This is a genomic window from Mesorhizobium sp. M0618, assembly GCF_040320765.1.
GTDB lineage: Bacteria > Pseudomonadota > Alphaproteobacteria > Rhizobiales > Rhizobiaceae > Mesorhizobium.
Map to the genome: position 1 here is coordinate 1 of NZ_JAMYQH010000021.1, position 17,348 is coordinate 17,348.

Annotated in this window: 19 protein-coding genes and 1 tRNA gene; 9 read left to right on the top strand and 11 right to left on the bottom strand. The window is 62.8% G+C overall.

Annotated features, from left to right (window positions below):
* Nucleotides 1-148: 148 nt before the first annotated feature.
* Nucleotides 149-676, bottom strand: a complete 528-nt coding sequence (locus NKJ04_RS21425) for a gamma carbonic anhydrase family protein (protein ID WP_127291439.1) — start codon at nt 674-676, stop codon at nt 149-151.
* Nucleotides 677-695: 19 nt separating this feature from the next.
* Entirely contained in the window at nt 696-1,037 is a 342-nt protein-coding gene (locus NKJ04_RS21430; protein ID WP_352677332.1) for a DUF6949 family protein, read from the bottom strand.
* 125 nt (nt 1,038-1,162) lie between these two features.
* Here NKJ04_RS21430 and NKJ04_RS21435 point away from each other — a divergent pair, with 125 nt between their 5' ends.
* The gene (locus NKJ04_RS21435) at nt 1,163-1,888 is read left to right on the top strand and encodes a hypothetical protein (protein ID WP_352677333.1); all 726 of its coding nucleotides are present in this window, start codon (nt 1,163-1,165) and stop codon (nt 1,886-1,888) included.
* A gap of 62 nt (nt 1,889-1,950) precedes the next feature.
* Here NKJ04_RS21435 and NKJ04_RS21440 read toward each other — a convergent pair whose 3' ends face one another.
* Together NKJ04_RS21440 and cysE are read right to left on the bottom strand one after the other, a co-directional pair.
* On the bottom strand, nt 1,951-2,154 hold the full coding sequence (locus NKJ04_RS21440; RefSeq protein ID WP_013531334.1) for a DUF3126 family protein: 204 nt from the start codon (nt 2,152-2,154) through the stop codon (nt 1,951-1,953).
* Nucleotides 2,155-2,304: 150 nt separating this feature from the next.
* The gene (gene cysE / locus NKJ04_RS21445) at nt 2,305-3,153 is read right to left on the bottom strand and encodes a serine O-acetyltransferase (protein ID WP_013531333.1); all 849 of its coding nucleotides are present in this window, start codon (nt 3,151-3,153) and stop codon (nt 2,305-2,307) included.
* 147 nt (nt 3,154-3,300) lie between these two features.
* Between cysE and NKJ04_RS21450 the strand changes: the two genes are divergently transcribed.
* Nucleotides 3,301-3,903: an HD domain-containing protein gene (locus NKJ04_RS21450; protein WP_352677334.1), complete on the top strand. Its 603-nt coding sequence runs from the start codon at nt 3,301-3,303 to the stop codon at nt 3,901-3,903.
* Nucleotides 3,904-3,936: 33 nt separating this feature from the next.
* On the opposite strand, the gene NKJ04_RS21455 is transcribed toward NKJ04_RS21450, so the two are convergent.
* The 3 genes from NKJ04_RS21455 to NKJ04_RS21465 are packed head-to-tail and all read right to left on the bottom strand — an operon-like array spanning nt 3,937 to nt 5,906.
* Complete coding sequence (locus NKJ04_RS21455) at nt 3,937-4,704, bottom strand: alpha/beta fold hydrolase (protein ID WP_352677335.1); 768 nt, start codon at nt 4,702-4,704, stop codon at nt 3,937-3,939.
* A gap of 20 nt (nt 4,705-4,724) precedes the next feature.
* Nucleotides 4,725-5,285, bottom strand: coding sequence for a DUF192 domain-containing protein (locus tag NKJ04_RS21460; RefSeq protein ID WP_027160409.1), 561 nt, complete (start codon nt 5,283-5,285; stop codon nt 4,725-4,727).
* Nucleotides 5,286-5,309: 24 nt separating this feature from the next.
* Nucleotides 5,310-5,906, bottom strand: coding sequence for a cold-shock protein (locus tag NKJ04_RS21465; RefSeq protein WP_502897956.1), 597 nt, complete (start codon nt 5,904-5,906; stop codon nt 5,310-5,312).
* 217 nt (nt 5,907-6,123) lie between these two features.
* Here NKJ04_RS21465 and gloA point away from each other — a divergent pair, with 217 nt between their 5' ends.
* Nucleotides 6,124-6,564, top strand: coding sequence for a lactoylglutathione lyase (gloA, locus tag NKJ04_RS21470; protein WP_127291474.1), 441 nt, complete (start codon nt 6,124-6,126; stop codon nt 6,562-6,564).
* Nucleotides 6,565-6,710: 146 nt separating this feature from the next.
* Entirely contained in the window at nt 6,711-7,001 is a 291-nt protein-coding gene (locus NKJ04_RS21475; protein WP_023812160.1) for a DUF2218 domain-containing protein, read from the top strand.
* A gap of 8 nt (nt 7,002-7,009) precedes the next feature.
* Here the strand turns inward: NKJ04_RS21475 and NKJ04_RS21480 are convergent, their stop codons facing one another.
* Complete coding sequence (locus tag NKJ04_RS21480; protein WP_352677337.1) at nt 7,010-7,570, bottom strand: DUF1697 domain-containing protein; 561 nt, start codon at nt 7,568-7,570, stop codon at nt 7,010-7,012.
* Between the two features lie 15 nt (nt 7,571-7,585).
* Entirely contained in the window at nt 7,586-8,842 is a 1,257-nt protein-coding gene (ilvA, locus tag NKJ04_RS21485; RefSeq protein ID WP_023812162.1) for a threonine ammonia-lyase IlvA, read from the bottom strand.
* Nucleotides 8,843-9,306: 464 nt separating this feature from the next.
* On the opposite strand from ilvA, the gene NKJ04_RS21490 reads away from it, so the two are divergent.
* Both NKJ04_RS21490 and NKJ04_RS21495 read left to right on the top strand, forming a co-directional pair.
* Nucleotides 9,307-10,380: an alpha/beta hydrolase gene (locus NKJ04_RS21490; protein ID WP_013531324.1), complete on the top strand. Its 1,074-nt coding sequence runs from the start codon at nt 9,307-9,309 to the stop codon at nt 10,378-10,380.
* Between the two features lie 143 nt (nt 10,381-10,523).
* On the top strand, nt 10,524-11,687 hold the full coding sequence (locus NKJ04_RS21495; RefSeq protein WP_352677338.1) for an alpha/beta hydrolase: 1,164 nt from the start codon (nt 10,524-10,526) through the stop codon (nt 11,685-11,687).
* 25 nt (nt 11,688-11,712) lie between these two features.
* Here the strand turns inward: NKJ04_RS21495 and ade are convergent, their stop codons facing one another.
* Complete coding sequence (ade, locus tag NKJ04_RS21500; RefSeq protein ID WP_352552342.1) at nt 11,713-13,521, bottom strand: adenine deaminase; 1,809 nt, start codon at nt 13,519-13,521, stop codon at nt 11,713-11,715.
* 147 nt (nt 13,522-13,668) lie between these two features.
* Here ade and NKJ04_RS21505 point away from each other — a divergent pair, with 147 nt between their 5' ends.
* From NKJ04_RS21505 to NKJ04_RS21515, 3 genes are all read left to right on the top strand, one after another.
* Nucleotides 13,669-14,520 carry an alpha/beta fold hydrolase gene (locus NKJ04_RS21505; protein WP_352552344.1) on the top strand — a complete coding sequence of 284 codons (852 nt, stop codon included), beginning with the start codon at nt 13,669-13,671 and terminating at the stop codon, nt 14,518-14,520.
* 93 nt (nt 14,521-14,613) lie between these two features.
* Complete coding sequence (locus NKJ04_RS21510; protein WP_023812168.1) at nt 14,614-15,279, top strand: outer membrane protein; 666 nt, start codon at nt 14,614-14,616, stop codon at nt 15,277-15,279.
* 284 nt (nt 15,280-15,563) lie between these two features.
* Nucleotides 15,564-15,649 (top strand) — tRNA-Leu (locus NKJ04_RS21515).
* A 240-nt stretch (nt 15,650-15,889) separates the two neighbouring features.
* Here the strand turns inward: NKJ04_RS21515 and NKJ04_RS21520 are convergent.
* Complete coding sequence (locus NKJ04_RS21520; RefSeq protein ID WP_352677339.1) at nt 15,890-17,338, bottom strand: aromatic amino acid lyase; 1,449 nt, start codon at nt 17,336-17,338, stop codon at nt 15,890-15,892.
* Between the last annotated feature and the right edge of the window lie 10 nt (nt 17,339-17,348).

Here is a 17,348-nt window from a genome sequence, read left to right on the forward strand (position 1 = left end):
TACAACTCATCCCACGGGGGCGGTGTTAATGGGTGGGGTTGCTGTATAACCCGGGGCTTGCCCCCCCCCCCCCCGCCCCCACCGCCGGGTTTATCGGCGCCGCCCCGGCCCCGGGGCGGGCTCCGCCATTTCTGGCGGAGGCTGCTCGTTAGACCTTCTTCAATCCCGCCTTGAAGCGCTTGCCATTGGCGACATAATGCGCCGCCGAGCCGCGCAACCTTGCCACGGCCGCGTCGTCCAGCACCCTGATCGCCTTGGCAGGCGAGCCGACGATCAGCGAATTGTCCGGGAATTCCTTGCCTTCTGTGACCAGCGCGCCGGCGCCGACCAGCGAATTCCTGCCGATTTTCGCGCCGTTCAGCACGATGGCGCCCATGCCGATCAGGCTGTTGTCGCCGATCGTGCAGCCATGCAGCAAGGCGCGGTGGCCGATCGTGCAGCCCTCCCCGATCGTCAGCGGGAAGCCGGGATCGGTGTGCATCACCGTATGTTCCTGCACATTGGTGTCGGCACCGATGACGATAGGCTCGTTGTCGCCGCGGATGACGGCGCCGAACCAGAAGCCGGCATTGCGCCCGACCCTGACGTCGCCGATCAGCGTCGCATCGGGCGCGATCCAGTTCGAGTCAGCATCGGCGAAGCTGGGCTCTGTTCCATCGATCGCATAAAGCGGCATTTCTGGTCTCCGAATCGTCTCAGCCTGGCAGCTCGGACCCTAGGAGACGGACCGTCCATGAGGCAATGGCAAGCACGACGACGCCCAGCGCCAAGGTCCACGCAATTGCCGTGCAGCCGCAGGACATCAGCGCCAACGTTGAAATGCGGCGCTGACGCCGAGCATCGATGGCATCGTTCACCAGCATGAAGGGTCCGGCACAGGCCGTGGCGAGCAACGAGCGCAAGACATGTGACGGCGACACATAGGGTTCGGTGAAGGCGACCTTGCGGCCCGACGCCAGTTCCATAGCCGATCCGGCCAGCCCACAGGCCGTCAACCCGACGGCAAAAGCAAAGAGTGTGAGTTCCAGCGGCCCCATCTTAACTTTCCATTTACCATGAAATTGCACAGTCGTTCCATGCAGGCTGCAAGAGCCGTGCCGTGCGATGTGTGCCGCCCAGGGACACTGGAGGCGGACGGGCCGCCCGAGATCCGAGGACTGAGATGAAGCAGGCAGCGCTCGCCAACGAACTTACTGTGGTCGATTCCACGCTGATGAAGCGGGTGCTCTACGGGTTCGCGGTGCTCGCCCTGTTGTCGGTGGCGATCAGCCTTGGCGGCAAATGGTTCGGCCACTCGATCGCCATGGCCGGATACACCGACGACGCAACGGTCCACCAGGTGGTGATCGGCAACAATGTCATCGCTGTCCCGGCCAACGCCATCCGTTTCGCCCAGGCCCGGCGCGACGGCATCGCCTCGCGGCTCGACCTCTATCTGCGCTATCCCCAGATGGACGGCTACAGCGAGCCGGCGCGCAACGATTTCAACCACACGGGCACAGTCAAGAACGTCGTCTTTCTGTCCTTCGAACAGCAGATGATGTCGCGTGACATGAGTGGCCGCTTCACGCCGATCTACAGCGCGTTGATCACCCGACCCGGCATTGCCGGGCCTGGCGGCACGATGATTTATGGTTTCAACGAGAAATCAGGCTATCTGAACGAGGTGCTGGTTGTCGGCAATCGCCCCGGCAAGGAGCCGTTCGTGGCCCGTTGCCTGAGCGGGCCGAGTGCCGAGCAATCGCTGGCGCCTTGCGAGCGCGACATTCAGGTCGGCGACGAACTCAGCCTCACCTATCGCTTCCCAAGGGAGTTTTTGGGCGATTGGCAGGCGCTCGACGCGGCAATCGCCACTGAAGCCGGGCGCGTTCTGAAGGCGGGACGCTAAGAACGCTTCGAGGGAACCGGCTGGCCGGCCGCATGAGCCGACCGACCGCAAGATTTGCTGGCTCAGGCCAGATCGATGTCGAGAATTGCCATCGAAAAATTGTAATCGCCGTCGTCCTCGTCCTTGAAGACGATGCCGAGGAATTCGTCGCCGACATAGACCTCGGCCGAATCATCCTTGCGCGGCCGTGCCTTGACCTCAAGCTTGGGGTTTTGGAAGACGCGCTTGAAATAGGCGTCCAGCTTTCTGATTTCGTCCGGCTTCAACAGTCTTCTCCGATCATCGGGCTTGCTCGTTCAACGCGCTTCTGGCACGTCGACAATGGCGATGTAAAGGCAAGCGGCCTGATAAGGCGAGACAACCGCCCGCTCCTGCCCGCGGCCGGAATTCGACAGCAGACGGCGGCGCCGTGAAAATCAGATGTCGAAACTGACGACCTGATCCATCGTCTGCGACGGCAGAAGCTGGTCCATCTGGCGCGACGGCTGATCGCAGCCGGTCTCGCCGACGACGCGGGCCGGCACGCCGGCAACCGTCTTGTTGTGCGGCACAGGCGACAGCACCACCGAGCCTGCCGCGATCTTCGAGCAATGGCCGATTTCGATGTTGCCGAGGATCTTGGCGCCGGCACCGATCAGCACGCCATAGCGGATTTTGGGGTGGCGGTCGCCGCCGGCCTTGCCGGTGCCGCCCAGCGTCACACCATGCAGGATCGACACGTCGTCCTCGATGACCGCGGTCTCACCGACCACGAGGCCGGTGGCGTGGTCGATGAAGATGCCCTTGCCGATGCGGGCGGCGGGGTTGATGTCGGTCTGGAAGACCGAGGACGAGCGGCTCTGCAGGTAGAGCGCGAAATCCTTGCGCCCCTGGTTCCACAGCCAATGCGCCAGCCGATGGGTCTGGATGGCGTGGAAACCCTTGAAATAGAGCACAGGCATGATGAAGCGGTCGCAAGCCGGATCGCGATCGTAATAGGCCTGGATGTCGACACGCACCGTCGTCGGCCACTCCTTGTCGTCGGCCAGCATGGACTTGAAGGTCTGGCGGATGAGATCGGAGCCGATGTCCTGGTGCGCCAGCCGCTCGGCCAGCCGATGAATGACCGCCTCCTCCAGGCTGTCCTGGTTGAGGATGGTCGAATAAAGGAATGCAGCGAGCAGCGGGTCGCGGTTGACAGCCTCCATGGCCTCGTCGCGGATCGAACGCCAGATCGGATCGACCGGCTTCAATGCGCTGTGTCGGGAAATGCTGATGCTGTTCATCGCCGTCTGGTCCTGCGTCCTGCCTGGCTTGCCTGTAGTGCTTGCCTGTTGCCCGGCCGCACATATAAGCCAGATCATAGCACGATTGAACTCAATTTTCCTTAGTGCTTTGTCAAATGGATTTGGTTCGCGGGAATTCAAGCAGCCATGGAAAACGAACCCTTGATCGACGACGCGCTGAAAAGCGAGCTTTCGGCTCTCTACCGGGCGCCAGGCCGCCACTATCACAACCTTTCCCATATCGAGGCAATGCTGGCGCTCGCTGGCGACTGTCGAAGGTTGCTCGGCGACCCCGAGGCGATCGAAGCGGCGATCTGGTTCCACGATGCCATCTACGACAGCAAGGCCAAGGACAATGAGGCGCAAAGTGCGGCCCTTGCCGAGAAAGAGCTGGCGGGCCGCGCGGATTCTTCACGTCTCGACCGCATCTCGGCAATGATCGTCGCCACCGCCACGCATCAGGTGCCGCCGTTCGACGACGCGGCGGCCATACGGGACGCAAGTCTGTTTCTGGATATGGACCTGTCGATCCTGGGAGCCGCGCCGGACGCCTTCGACGCCTATGAGCGCGCCGTGCGGCGCGAGTATCACTGGGTGGAGGAGCCGATGTGGCGAGCCGGACGCAGTGCGGTGCTGAAGAATTTCCTCGCCCGCCCACACATTTTCCACACCGAGGAATTCCGGCAACGCTTTGAACGGCAGGCCCGGGAAAACATGGCGCGGTCGCTGGCGGCTCTCACCACAGGCTGAGGGCAGTCACGTCCCGCGTCCCTCACCGTCCGCTCAGAGCGGATTCTCGGCATAGAACTCCAGCACGCGCTGCTTGAAGGTCTTGTCCCCGACGGCCAGCATATGGTCCCTGCCCTCGATGTGAAAGGCCCTGGCGTTCGGCATCAACGCCGCGAGTTCATCGGGCGAGCCGCCAATGTCGTCGGTCGTGCCGACAGCGACCAGCGTCGGCTGGGCGATACGGGCAATATCCTCTTCACTCAGCAGTTCGCGCGATTTGGCGATGCAAGCGGCCAATGCACAGCGATCGCTGCGGGTCTGGTCGGCGAAGGCGCGAAACGACCGGCCGCGCGGATGGCTGGTCGCGGCCGGATCATCGGCAAGCAGGGCCGCGGCGATCGGATCCCAATCGCCGACACCATCGATCATGCCGATGCCGAGGCCACCAAAGACCAGCGTCGCCACCTTGTCCGGATCCGACAGCGCCATGAACGCCGCGATGCGGGCACCCATCGAATAGCCCATGACATGGGCGCGCTCGATGCCGAGATGGCCGAGCAACGCGGCGGCATCCGAGGCCATCTTGACCGGCGTATAGTCGGCCTCCTCATAACTCTTCGACGACGAACCATGGCCGCGGTTGTCGAAGGCGATGGCGCGGTAACCGGCATCGTTCAGCGTCTTGAACCAGCCGGGCGATACCCAGTTGACATAATGGCTCGAGGCGAAGCCATGGATCATCAGCACCGGATCGCCCTCGCCCGATGCCGGCTGGCGGTCGAGGAAGGCAAGCTCGAAGCCGTCATGGGTGAAAGACTGCATCTGCGATCCCGCCTGTGTGCTCAACCGCCACCGCCATTCGGCGCATCGCCATTGTCGGCTGGTGGCATGCCGGGGCCGGATACCGTGCCCACGGCCGGGTGGCGCAAAAGGTCGCCATACTCGATGCCGTTCCTGGCGGCAGTGCCGGCCTTGAGCTCGAGCACGAAGCGCACCGGCACGCCGGGCGAGATGACGGCGTCCGATTGCGGCTCGCCGTGCTTGACCGCCCGGATCTTGCCATCCTGGCCGACGAAAATCAGATCAAGCGGCATTGGCGTGTTGTGCATCCAGAAGCCAACCTGCTGCTGGACCTCGAAGACGAACAGCATGCCGTGGTTGTCCGCCATGTCCTGGCGGTACATCAAGCCGGCCTCGCGCTCCGCAGCGGTGTCGGCGACTTCGATGGAAAAAGAGCGATCACCGCCTTTCGTCACCACGACCAGTGGCGCCGGATCGGCCGGAAGGATCATCGCCCGGCTGTCCGCCGAGGTCGGCTTTTCGGAATAGAAATAACCACCGGCGGCGGCGATGAAGGCAATCGCGCACATCGCGCCCGCGGTCAGCCAGTTCCTGTAAGCCATTCGAGATCCTCGGCCGGAAACGCCCTAGTGCGAGACCGGCAAGGTCCCCATATCGGGGTGAATTTCGGCGGCCATAAGGCCTTTGTCGCCGCGCCCGAAACGAACCAGCACGACCTGTCCGGGCCGAAGCTCGGTGATACCGTAACGGCGCAAGGTCTCCATATGGACGAAGATGTCCTCGGTGCCGTCGCCGCGGGTGAGAAAACCAAACCCCTTGGTGCGGTTGAACCATTTCACCAAGGCGCGTTCGAGACCGCTCTCCGGCGTCACCGCGACATGGGTGCGCTGCTCCTGCATCTCGGCCGGGTGGACCGCGGTGGTGAGGTCCATGGAGAGCACCCGGAAGGCCTGCAATCCGCGGTCGCCATGTTTGACAAGGCAGACCACGCGCGCGCCCTCCAGGGCCGTCTGAAAGCCGTCCTTTCGAAGACATGTCACATGGAGGAGGATGTCGCCCGAAATGCCGTCATCCGGGAGGATGAAACCATAGCCCTTGGCCACATCGAACCACTTGATGGCGCCGGCAATTTCTCGCAGGTCGGCGGCGTCGCCGCCTTCGTCACGCTGCGGGGCGTCGCCAAGGGGTCCGTCCCGCCCCATGAAAGAGGCCTTTTCCCCCATAAGAATGCCCCCTCTTTTCAAGAACACCGCAACTGATTCTTGCCAACAGATTAACACTGCGGCTTCCGGTCTGTGCAAGACCTGCCGTGCCTTTTTTCACGGTTCATTTGGGCAATACCGGATTTGTTCTTTGCCGGCATTGCGCACCGCCGCACGATTGCCCTTTGACAGGGCCGACCCTATGTTGCGCCGCAACGCAATTTATCAAGGAAATCACATGCGCTATCTGCACACCATGATCCGCGTCACCGACGTCGATGCCTCACTCGACTTCTACTGCAACAAGCTCGGCCTCAAGGAAGTGCGCCGCTACGAAAACGAGCAAGGCCGCTTCACGCTGATCTTCCTCGCGGCCTCCGAAGACGAACAAAGCGCCATCGCCGACAAGGCGCCGCTGGTCGAACTGACCTACAATTGGGACCCGGAAGACTACAAGGGCGGGCGCAATTTCGGTCACCTCGCCTATGAGGTCGACGACATCTACGCCACCTGCCAGCACCTGATGGACAATGGCGTCATCATCAACCGGCCGCCGCGCGACGGCAACATGGCCTTCGTCAGATCGCCGGACGGCATTTCGATCGAGCTTCTGCAGAAAGGCCCGGCCAAGGCCAAGGCCGAACCATGGGCTTCGATGGCGAACACCGGAAGCTGGTAGCCGATCACGCTGTCTTGAGCGGACAATGGCAGTCTGACGGCCCGGTACTGTTTGGTTTTTCAGGGACGGCGCCTATCTCTCTGGCTGAGGCGCCAGGCTTGGGCCGGTGCCCCGGCCACGCAACAGGCGCTTGCCCAGGAGAATTCATGCCGACCAGCCATGCCGACGTCGCCACCGAACATGCCAGCCGCTACCTGCAGCAGCTGTGCAAGCACTGGGCGCACAAATTCCCGGTCGAGTTCGATCTCACCCACGGCATCATCGATCTCTCAATGGGCCGTACCGTCATGGATGCCGATGCGGCAACGCTTCATATCACGGTGTCGACTGACGAAGCAGGATCGATCGAGCGCCTGGAAAGCGTTGTCGCCGATCACATCAAGCGCTTTGCTTTCCGCGAAGAGCTGACCTTCGACTGGAAACCCACCTCCGCCTAGGCAGTGACCTACTTCTCACCGGCGTGTGCGGCCATCTCCAGCAACGCCTGCACGGAGCGCCAATTGCGCGCGGTTCCCGGCACTTTCAGCGTGCGCGGGATCAGCCCGGCAAACACCGATTTGCCCAGCCCGTCCGGTGCGCTGAGGTAGAGCACATCGCCCTTGATCTCGAAGCGTTCGGGGCCGGTACACTTTTCGGTCAGCCGCGCCACCTCGTCCGCTGTCGGCTCGCGCTCCAGCACATAGGCGTGCAGCTTCGTGTGGTCCGCGGCAATTTCCGGATAGGGATTTTCGCTCACCAGCCGCTCGAACCACGAGAGATCACGCACCATGATGCGCGAATAAAAACCCCATTTCTTCTCGAAGGCTGCTTCGATCTGTTTCGTCAACGTGACCGCTTCGCCCTCTTTCCCCCGGAACACGGCATTGCCGCTCTGCACATAGGTGGCGACATCGGAGAAGCCGAGCCCCTCGAAGAACGACCGCAGCTCCGCCATCTTGACGATGCGATTGCCGCCGACATTGATGCCGGAAAACAGCGCGACGAAGATTTTTCCCGGCTCAATCATTTGATCTCCGATCGCTCATATGATGAACCCGGCCAGTGTCTCGTTGTCGGTGATGTCCTGATACTGGACGCCCTCGGCCTCGAACTTCGCCTTGAGCAGATCGAAATTGCGGCGGTCCCTGGTTTCGATGCCGATCAGCACCGAACCGAAATTGCGCGCCGATTTCTTCAGATATTCGAAACGGGCGATGTCGTCGTCGGGCCCGAGCAGTTCGAGGAAGTCGCGCAGCGCGCCGGGCCGTTGCGGAAAACGGATGATGAAGTATTTCTTCAGGCCCTCGAAGCGCAGCGCCCGTTCCTTGACGTCCGGCAGCCGCTCGAAATCGAAATTGCCGCCCGAAACCACGGCGACGATGGTCTTGCCCCTGATCTCCTTCTTGGAGAAATCCTTGAGCGCATCGATCGCCAGCGCGCCGGCCGGCTCCAGCACGACGCCTTCGACATTGAGCATCTCGATCATGGTGGCGCAGAGCCGGTTTTCCGGGATCAGTCGCACCGTGTCAGCTGGAAAATCCTTGAGATGACGCAACGGCTCGCGGCCGATCTCGGCCACCGCGGCGCCATCGACGAAATTGTCGACCTTGGCGAGTTTGAGCCGTTTTCCCGCCGCGAGGCTCTCGCGCAGGCTCGGCGCGCCGGCCGGTTCGCAGAAGACGAACCGTGCTTGCCTGCCCTGATCGGCGAAATAATGGGTGACGCCCGCGGCAAGTCCGCCACCGCCGACCGGCAGCATGACGATATCGGGCATGCGGGCGCCCGGCATCTGGTCTGCGATCTCGTAGGCGACGGTTGCCTGGCCCTCGATGATGTCCTTGTGATCGAAGGGTGGCACCATATGGGCGCCGGAACTGCCGGTGAATTCCAAGGCAGCGCGATAGCAGTCGTCGAAGAAATCGCCGACCAGTCTGATCTCGATGAAATCGCCGCCGAACAGCCTGGTCTTGTCGATCTTCTGCTGCGGCGTCGTCACCGGCATGAACACAACGCCTCGCCTGCCGAAATGGCGGCAGACGAAAGCAAAACCCTGCGCGTGGTTGCCGGCCGACGCGCAGACGAACAGTTCAGCCTCGTTGCCGGCCGCCAGTGTCTTGCGGAAGAAATTGAAGGCGCCGCGGATCTTGTAGGAGCGGACCGGCGACAGATCCTCGCGCTTCAACAGCACCCGCGCACCGGTCTTTTTCGACAGATAATCGTTTTCCTGCAGCGGCGTTTCAGGGAAGATCTGGCGGATCGCGGCGGCAGCGGCAGCAACACGGGAAGAGAAACTGTTCATCGGAAACCACCCTTGGGAAAGCCGCCTTGCGTTGCACGCTGTCCGCGGACCTCTATCATTGATCGGGTCGCGCACGTCGGTTGTTGAGCGCCCGGACAAGGTGCGGCGCGAGCCCGCGTATTGCATATCCGGCTACGCGGCGCCATCGTCCATCATGTGCGTCCTTCCGGGCGGAAATTTTGCGGAATACTTTCAGCTACTTGCGGGTGCATTCTAATGCCCCTGGCACCGGGCGGCTTGAAATCGCTATCTCTGCGGGAATTGGAAGGCCGGCGGCGACGCCGCTCATTGCGCGGATCACGCAGGCGTTTTCCGCCATTTTGGCTTTCGCGCAACACTGCGATGCCCGCAGCGGGGCGCCGATCACATTTCGACTGTACATGACTTAGTTCTGCCGCACTCTGCCTGTCCGGGAGGTATCGTGAGGATAGACAGGCCTTTCGGCCGGAGTTGGAAATTCAGGCGTGCCTTTGAAGAAGATTTTTACCGTTGTCCTGGCCTTGTTCGTCGCCGGCTGCGCCGGCCAGCAAACACAGGAATTGCTGGGCAGCGCCATGGTGTCCGCGCCGGTGACGGAGATTGCCGGCAACCACTCGATCTTCATCGCCACGACGCGCAAGAAATCCGACGATCCCAACAAGGTTTTCGACGGCGAACGCTCGGCGACGCTGAACTATGCCCGCGTCAACGTCACCGTTCCGGGGCTTCACAAGACCGGCCAGATCGAGCGCCGCTCGCGCGGCAAGTCGGACGACCCGGCCAAATATTTCATGGCTTCCGAGGTCGTCGGCTACGACACGCAGCCGAAATTCTCCAGCGCGCTCAACGCCGACATCGCGGCGCGTGGCGGCCGCGTCATGGTCTTCGTGCATGGCTACAACACCGGCTTCGACGCCGCCGTCTATCGCCTCACCCAGATCGTCCATGATTCCGGTTATCCCGGCACACCAGTGCTGTTTTCCTGGGCATCGGGCGCCAGGACCACCGACTATGTCTATGACAAGGAAAGCGCCAGTGCTGCCCGCGACCAGCTGGAAGTGACGCTCAGGATGCTGGAGCAGTCCGGCGCGCGGCGCATCGACATCGTCGCGCATTCGCTCGGAACCTGGGTCACCATGGAAACGCTGCGGCAGATGGCCATCACCGGCGACCGCGATCTCGGCGGCAAGCTCGGCGACGTGGTGCTGGCTTCGCCCGACATCGATGTCGACGTGTTCAAGAGCCAGATGCGGCGCTATGGCAAGCCCGACAAGCCGTTCATCCTGCTGTTGTCGGACGACGACCGCGCGCTGCGGCTCTCCGGCCTGATCGCCGGATCCCGGCCCCGCGTCGGCGACTACAAGGATGCCGCCGATCTCGCCTCCTATGGCGTGACGGTCGTCGACCTGTCCAAGGTCAAGGGATCGGACAGCTTCAACCATACGAAGTTCGCCGACAATCCGACGCTGGTGAAGATGATCGGCCAGCGGCTGCGCGAGGATGACGGCTTTGCCAGCGACCGTGACGTGACCGACCGCATCAGCCTACTTGGCCAATAGGTGCGGTCCCGCGGTTTTCGCCATGCCTGTTCACCATTGCGGATGTATCGATTCACTTTGAACTGGACCGCGCCGGTCTCCGGCCTTATCGGAATAGCCAGCGACGTCATGCGTTTGACGTCCCCCTTTGCGGGAGCCGGCGTATGACCATGCGTTCGAAGAGTTATCTCGTCGTTGCATTGACGCTCGCTGTCACCGGCTGCGCCGGCGGGAAAACGCACGACCTGCTCAACAAGACGACGGTCACGGTGCCCGCTTCCGACATCGCGGCCACGCATGAGATCTTCGTCGCCACGACACGCCAGAGGGCAACAAAAGACCCGCGACAGGTGTTCGACGGCGATCGCTCGCTGACCACCAGCTTTGCCCGTGTCGACGTCACCGTCCCGAAAAACCATCAGGTCGGCGCCATCGAGCGGGCCAAGGGATCCGCGAACAGCAATCCGGCCAAGGATTTCACCGCCAAGGACGTCACCTTCTATGAAGGCGCGCCGCAATTCGCCAAGGCGGTCGGCGCCGACATCGCCATGCGCGGCGACCGTGCGCTGGTTTTCGTGCACGGCTTCAACAACGGTTTCGACGACGGCATCTACCGGCTGACGCAGATCGCCCACGACACGAAATATCCCGGCACGCCGGTGCTGTTCTCGTGGGCTTCGAGCGGCAAGACCACGGGTTACATCTACGACAAGGAAAGCGCCAACGCAGCGCGCGACGACCTCGAGGCGACGCTCAGGATGCTGGCCAAGACCAAGGTCAAGAGCATCGACATCATCGCCCACTCGATGGGGACCTGGGTGACCATGGAGGCGCTGCGCCAGCTTGCCATCACCGGCGATCGCGATCTCGACGACAAACTCGGCTACGTCATCCTGGCCTCGCCCGACATCGATGTCGACGTGTTCAAGAAACAGATGATCCGTTACGGCAAACCCGACAAGCCATTCGCCATCCTGCTCTCGGCGGATGACCGGGCTCTCAAGCTTTCCTCCCTGATCTCGGGCGATAAGCCGCGCGTCGGGGATTACGGCGATGCGGCCGACCTCGCCAGCTATGGCGTGTCGGTGGTCGACCTTTCCCAGGCCAAGGGCGGTGACCGCCTCAACCACGCCAAATTCGCCGAAAACCCGATGCTGGTGCAACTGCTGGGCGACCGGCTGCGGGCGCCTGCCGGCCTTGCCTCGGACGAGCCCGTCCCGACTCAGCTCAACAATCTCGGCCAGGGCCTCGGAAAGGCCGTCGGCTCGGTCGCCGAGATCGTCATCACCACGCCGTTCAAGGTGCTGACCATCGCCACCGGCGGGTGAACCGGCCGAGCGCAGACGGCTGATCTCAAACGAAAAGATCAACCTTCTGGAACGTCGTCACGTCGATCAGGCCGACATCGGAAATCCTGAGTTCGGGAATGACGACCAGCGCCAGCAGCGAGTGCTGCATGTAGGCGTTGTTCAGCGAACAGCCCATCTTGCGCATCGCCTCGGTGAGCTTCTCGGCCTTGGCCGCGACGATTTCCGCCCGCTCGTCCGACATCAGCCCGGCGATCGGCATTTCGACCAGCGCCAGTTCCTTGCCCTTGGAGAACAGCACGACGCCGCCGCCGATCGCACCCAGGCGATTGACGGCCAGCGCCATGTCCTGCTTGTTGGTGCCGACGCAGATGATGTGATGGGCGTCATGCGCGACGCTGGACGCCATGGCGCAGTCGCCCATATAGCCGAAGCCGGAAACGAAGGCGTTGGTGACGCCGCCCGTGCCCCGGTGGCGCTCGACCAGCGCGATCTGGCAGATGTCGTTGCGGCGGTCCATGGCGACCAGCCCGTCCTCGACCGGCAGATCGGCCTCCAGCGCGCGCGTCGGCGCCTGGTTCTCGATGACGCCGATGACGCGCACCCGCACCTCGTTGGCGCCTTTGGGAGCAACGATATCGAAGTCGCCGCCCTTCAGCTTCTTGCCGAGCTTGACGGTGTTCTTCGCCGTCTTCGGGTAATCATAGGCCGGAATATCGATTTCGAGCTTGCCGCCCTTGGCCAGCCTGACGCCGCGTGCATAGACCTCGTCGATGGTCATTGCGGCGAGATCCGATACGATCAGCAGGTCGGCCAGCCGGCCCGGCGCGATCGAGCCGATCTCGCGCTCCAGTCTGAAATGCTGGGCGGTGTTGAGCGTCGCCATCTGGATCGCCGTCACCGGCTTCAACCCCTGTTGGATGGCGTGGCGCACCACGCGGTCCATATGGCCTTCCTGGACCAGCGTGCCGGAATGGCTGTCGTCGGTGCACAGGATGAAATTGCGCGGGTCGATGCCGCTCTCCGTCACCGCCTTGATCTGCGAGGCGACGTCGTACCAGGCCGAGCCGAGCCGCAGCATCGCCTTCATGCCCTGGCGCACACGGGCGATGGCATCCTCGGCGCGTGTGCCCTCATGATCGTCCTCGGGACCGCCGGCGGCATAGCCATGGAACGGAAGGCCGAGATCGCGCGAGGCGTAGTGGCCGCCGACCGTTTTCCCCGCTTTCACCGTTGCGGCGATCTCGCCCGACATGACAGGATCGTTGGCGGCGACGCCGGGGAAATTCATCACTTCGCCAAGACCGATGATGTTTTCCCAGCTCATTGCCTCCGCGACATCGGCGACCGTCAACTCGGCGCCTGCATGTTCCAGCCCGGGCGCCGAGGGCACGCAGGACGGCATCTGCACATGCACGTTGATGGGCATCGCGACGGCCTCGTCATGCATCAGCCGCACGCCGGGCAGGCCAAGCACATTGGCGATCTCGTGCGGGTCGATGAACATAGAGGTGGTGCCGTGCGGAATAACGGCCCGGCAGAACTCGGTCACCGTCACCATGCCGCTCTCGACATGCATATGCGCGTCGCAGAGGCCGGGCACCAGATAGCGCCCGCCGGCGTCGACCACCTTGGTGCCCTGGCCGATGGCATGGCTGGCGTTCGGCCCGCAATAAGCGAAACGACCGCCGGCGATGGCGATGTCGGTGCCGGCGATGATCTCGCCCGAATGGACGTTCACCCAACGGCCGTTGCGGACGACCAGGTCAGCGGGTTTGCGCCCCATGGCGACATCGACCAGATGTGTCGCCATCTCGGTCCACGGTCTGGGTTTTGCGGGCGTTGCTTTCGTCATTGGCGATTCCTTCGGTTGTCGCCAGTCTCGCAAATGTCGGCGGGCGCCGCCAGAGCCGTCGGGCCAACACACCGCGGCAGACTGAGCTTGTTGACTAAGCTGGCCAAAGCGCGATTCTGGCTACGGACCGAGCCGTAAGGGGAAAACATGACCCGTTTTTGCAAAGTGTTCGCCATCGTCATCTTGTTCGCCGCCTCGAGCGCTTTTGCCGCCGCCGAGGAACGTTGGCAGACCTTGCCGGAGCCTGCAGCCATGCCCAAACCCGATCAGAGCGGATATGCGCCGGTGAACGGCATCCATATGTACTACGCCGTTTTCGGAGCGGGTGACCCCGTGCTGCTCATCCATGGTGGCCTCGGCCACGCCGACATCTGGGCCAGCCAGGTGGCCACGTTTTCCAAGACGCACAAGGTGATCGTCGCCGACAGCCGTGGTCACGGCCGCTCCACCCGCACCGAGCAGCCCTATGGCTATGACTTGATGGCGTCGGACTATCTGGCGCTGCTCGATCACCTGAAGATCGACAAGACCGCGCTCGTCGGCTGGAGCGATGGCGGAATTATCGGTATCGACATCGCACTGCATCATCCGGAGCGGCTGACAAGGCTCTTTGCGCAAGCCGCCAACGTAACCACCGACGGCGTCGATCCGGGCGTGATGACCAACAAGACCTTTGCCGCCTACATCGACCGCTCCGGCCGCGAATACAAGAAGATGTCGAAAACACCGGACCAGTATGACGCCTTCGTGGCGCAGATGAGCCATATGTGGGAGACCGAGCCGGCGTGGACCAAGGAGCAGCTCGCTGAGATAACCACGCCGACGGCGATCGTTGCCGGCGACCATGACGAAGCGATCAAGCGCGAACACACCGAATATATCGCCTCCGTCATCCCGGGCGCGAAGCTGATTATCCTGCCCAACGCCAGTCATTTCGCCATGCTGCAAGCGCCGGACGAATATAACCAGGCTGTGCTGGACTTCATCGACGCCAAATAGAGGATTCTGTGCGGCGACAGGGGGATTGCGATTGCGGCGAATGCGGTTATCCTTCTGGCGAGGACCTTTCTGAATCGTCATTTGGGGAGTTCGATGCGTCGACTGATAGTCGCAAGTGCCGGTTTTCTTGCCGTTCTGGCCGTGCCGGCTTTTGCAGCCGACCCAGCGGTCGACGTGCCTATGACCGCGCCCGGCTTCGACTGGACGGGCTACTACGCTGGTCTGCAGGCCGGCTATGGCTGGGGCCAATCCGATATATCGGTGACAGAAGGCGCGCCGTTTTCCATCGCGCCCGACATTGACGGCGGTTTTGTCGGCGGCCATGTCGCAGGCCTGTGGCAGTTCAACCAGGCGGTGCTCGGCGCCGAGGCGGACCTCAACTATTCCTCGGTCGGCGGCACGACGGTATCGGCGCTGGGAAGCACATTCGGCACCGACATCAAGTGGTTCGGGTCGGTCAACGCCAAGGCCGGCTACGCCATGGATCGCCTGCTGGTCTACGGCATTGGCGGCGTCGCCTTTGCCGGCATCGAAACATCGCAAGTCGCGGGTCCGGCGTTCGCCAGCACGCGCACGAATGTCGGCTGGACCGTGGGTGCCGGCGTCGACTACGCGTTGACCGACAAGTTCGTCGTCGGCGCACAGTATCGCTACTATGATTTCGGCTCCGAGCACTACGACGTGGCGGAACCCTTCAACGATCGCGATCAGAACGTGAAGCTCAACACGGTAGGCATCAATTTGAGCTACAAGTTCTGAGCAGGGCCACAATCGCGACGCTGCCAGACCAGGCAGCCACTCAAAGGGCTCTTTCATGGAAGGGTGGCCGACGCTCCCAGTGGGCGGGGGGAATGGGTTGGGCCTGAGAGGCGCCGGCCTTGGCAGATCAAATCCACCACACAGGCATCCTACCACTACCCGCCGCGCCGATAATTCCGTGATCGCGCCAGTATCATCAAGCCGCCCCGTCTGTTTGCACGTTCGGCGAACGCTCAACAACACGACTTGACGGCCTGTGTCAGGCGTCTGAAAAGGGCTGGCCTGCGGACGTGGCGGAATTGGTAGACGCAAGGGACTTAAAATCCCTCGATCTCTGATCGTACGGGTTCGATTCCCGTCGTCCGCACCAGCCTTCGCTCTTCGAGCTTGGGGTGACGGGCCACCTGAAGCTCGTTAGTGCATGTCGCCCAAAGTGACCTCGGTTTTGGGAGAGCGACATGCACAAAGACAAAGACCTGAAGCGGGTCGCCTGAAGGCGCGACACCGCTTAGACAAAGGAGCGTCCTCCGAAGCCTTGGCCAAGGAGGACCGGTTCGAATTTCATCCGTTCAGGCGCACCAATTTCACCAGCCAGGGCTTGTTGGCATCTCTACGCCTCGAACACTTTCTGTGTGAACCATTCCGCCAGCCTGGCAAGCTCAGGCCCCAGCACACGATCGGCACCGACAGGCGGCACGATAGCTCTGACTTGATCGACGAAGGACCGTAGTGCCGGCGGCGGCGTCCGTTCGGTGACGTGCAGCGCCTGCGAGGCGATCATCGCCAGCATCGCCATGGCGGCATCGACGCAGCGGCCGGCGGTCGCTTCCTTGGTCCATGCGAAGAATGCCGTCGTGGCGACGTCGTCCTGCCCCGCACCGGCCGATTCCGTGCCCGGAATGAAGGTACGTTGCGCCGCCAGCTTGGCCTGCTCGAGATAGCCGGTGATCGCCATCGGCACGTAGCCGACATTGCCGTGGCCATCGCTGTCGGCCGAGTGTCGTCCGGTCATCAGAAGATCGGGCAGCAGCGACACCTTGCCGTTGAGCAGCTTGGAGGCGTGGCGATCACAAAGCAGGCAGATGTCGGCCCATATCGCCGCCAGATCATCCAGCGCCGGCGTCGCCATGGCGTTGTGATAGCCGCCGGTCGAGATGCAGCGGCCGAGCGGATGTGCATCGTCGGGCGGGATATAGACCGGATTGTCCGATATAGAGGCCAGCGACACATTGGCTGCCCGCTCGGCCGACGACAGCGCACGATGCGCCTGGCCGAGGACGCGCGGCACGATGCGGTAGCTGACCGGCGCCTGATAATTGCGTCGCCCATCGCCGGCGCCAACCAGAAATTCCCGCAAACCCTGCAGGGCCGCGGCCTCATGCTCATCACCCCAGAGCGTATCGAGGGCGGCGTCATAGTGTTCGAGCGGGGCGCGAAACGCCTCGATCGACAGCGCGAACACTTTTTGCGCCATGCGGATCCGGCGGCGCGCCGCGAGCGCCGCGTCCGCTACGAGGGCTGCAGCGCAGGGCGAGCCGTTGATCAGCGAGCCGCGTTCCTTGACCTCGAGATCGAATGGCGTCGAAAGCTCGGCAAACAGCGGATAGAGCGCCAGGATTTCGCCGGCGCCGCCCTGGCCCGAGGCCGGCACTGTTGGCATCGGCCCACCATTGAGCATTGCGGCCACGGCAAGCGCGATGCGTGGCGAGGTGGCGGCGTTGCCCTCGATGAAGTTCGTCAGGCGGGCAAGCACGATCGCCCTGACCACGCGATCCGGCAAGGGATCGCCGAACGAGGTGGCGGCGGCAAACGCCTTGATGCGCGCATGGCGATCCCGCTCGTCGAGTTCGAGCTTGCGGCTCGCCAGCTCTCCCATGGCGGTGGTGACGCCATAGATGACCGGTGGCGGATCGGATTCAATCAGCCTGAGAAACGAGGCGCGGCATTCGGCGATGCGCTGCAAGGCCTTCTCGTCGATGTCCACCGTGTCCTTCTTCCAGGCGACGCGGAAAACAGTGTCGAGGTTGATGTCCTCACGCGTCGACAGGCTAACTGGCATGTTTCACACC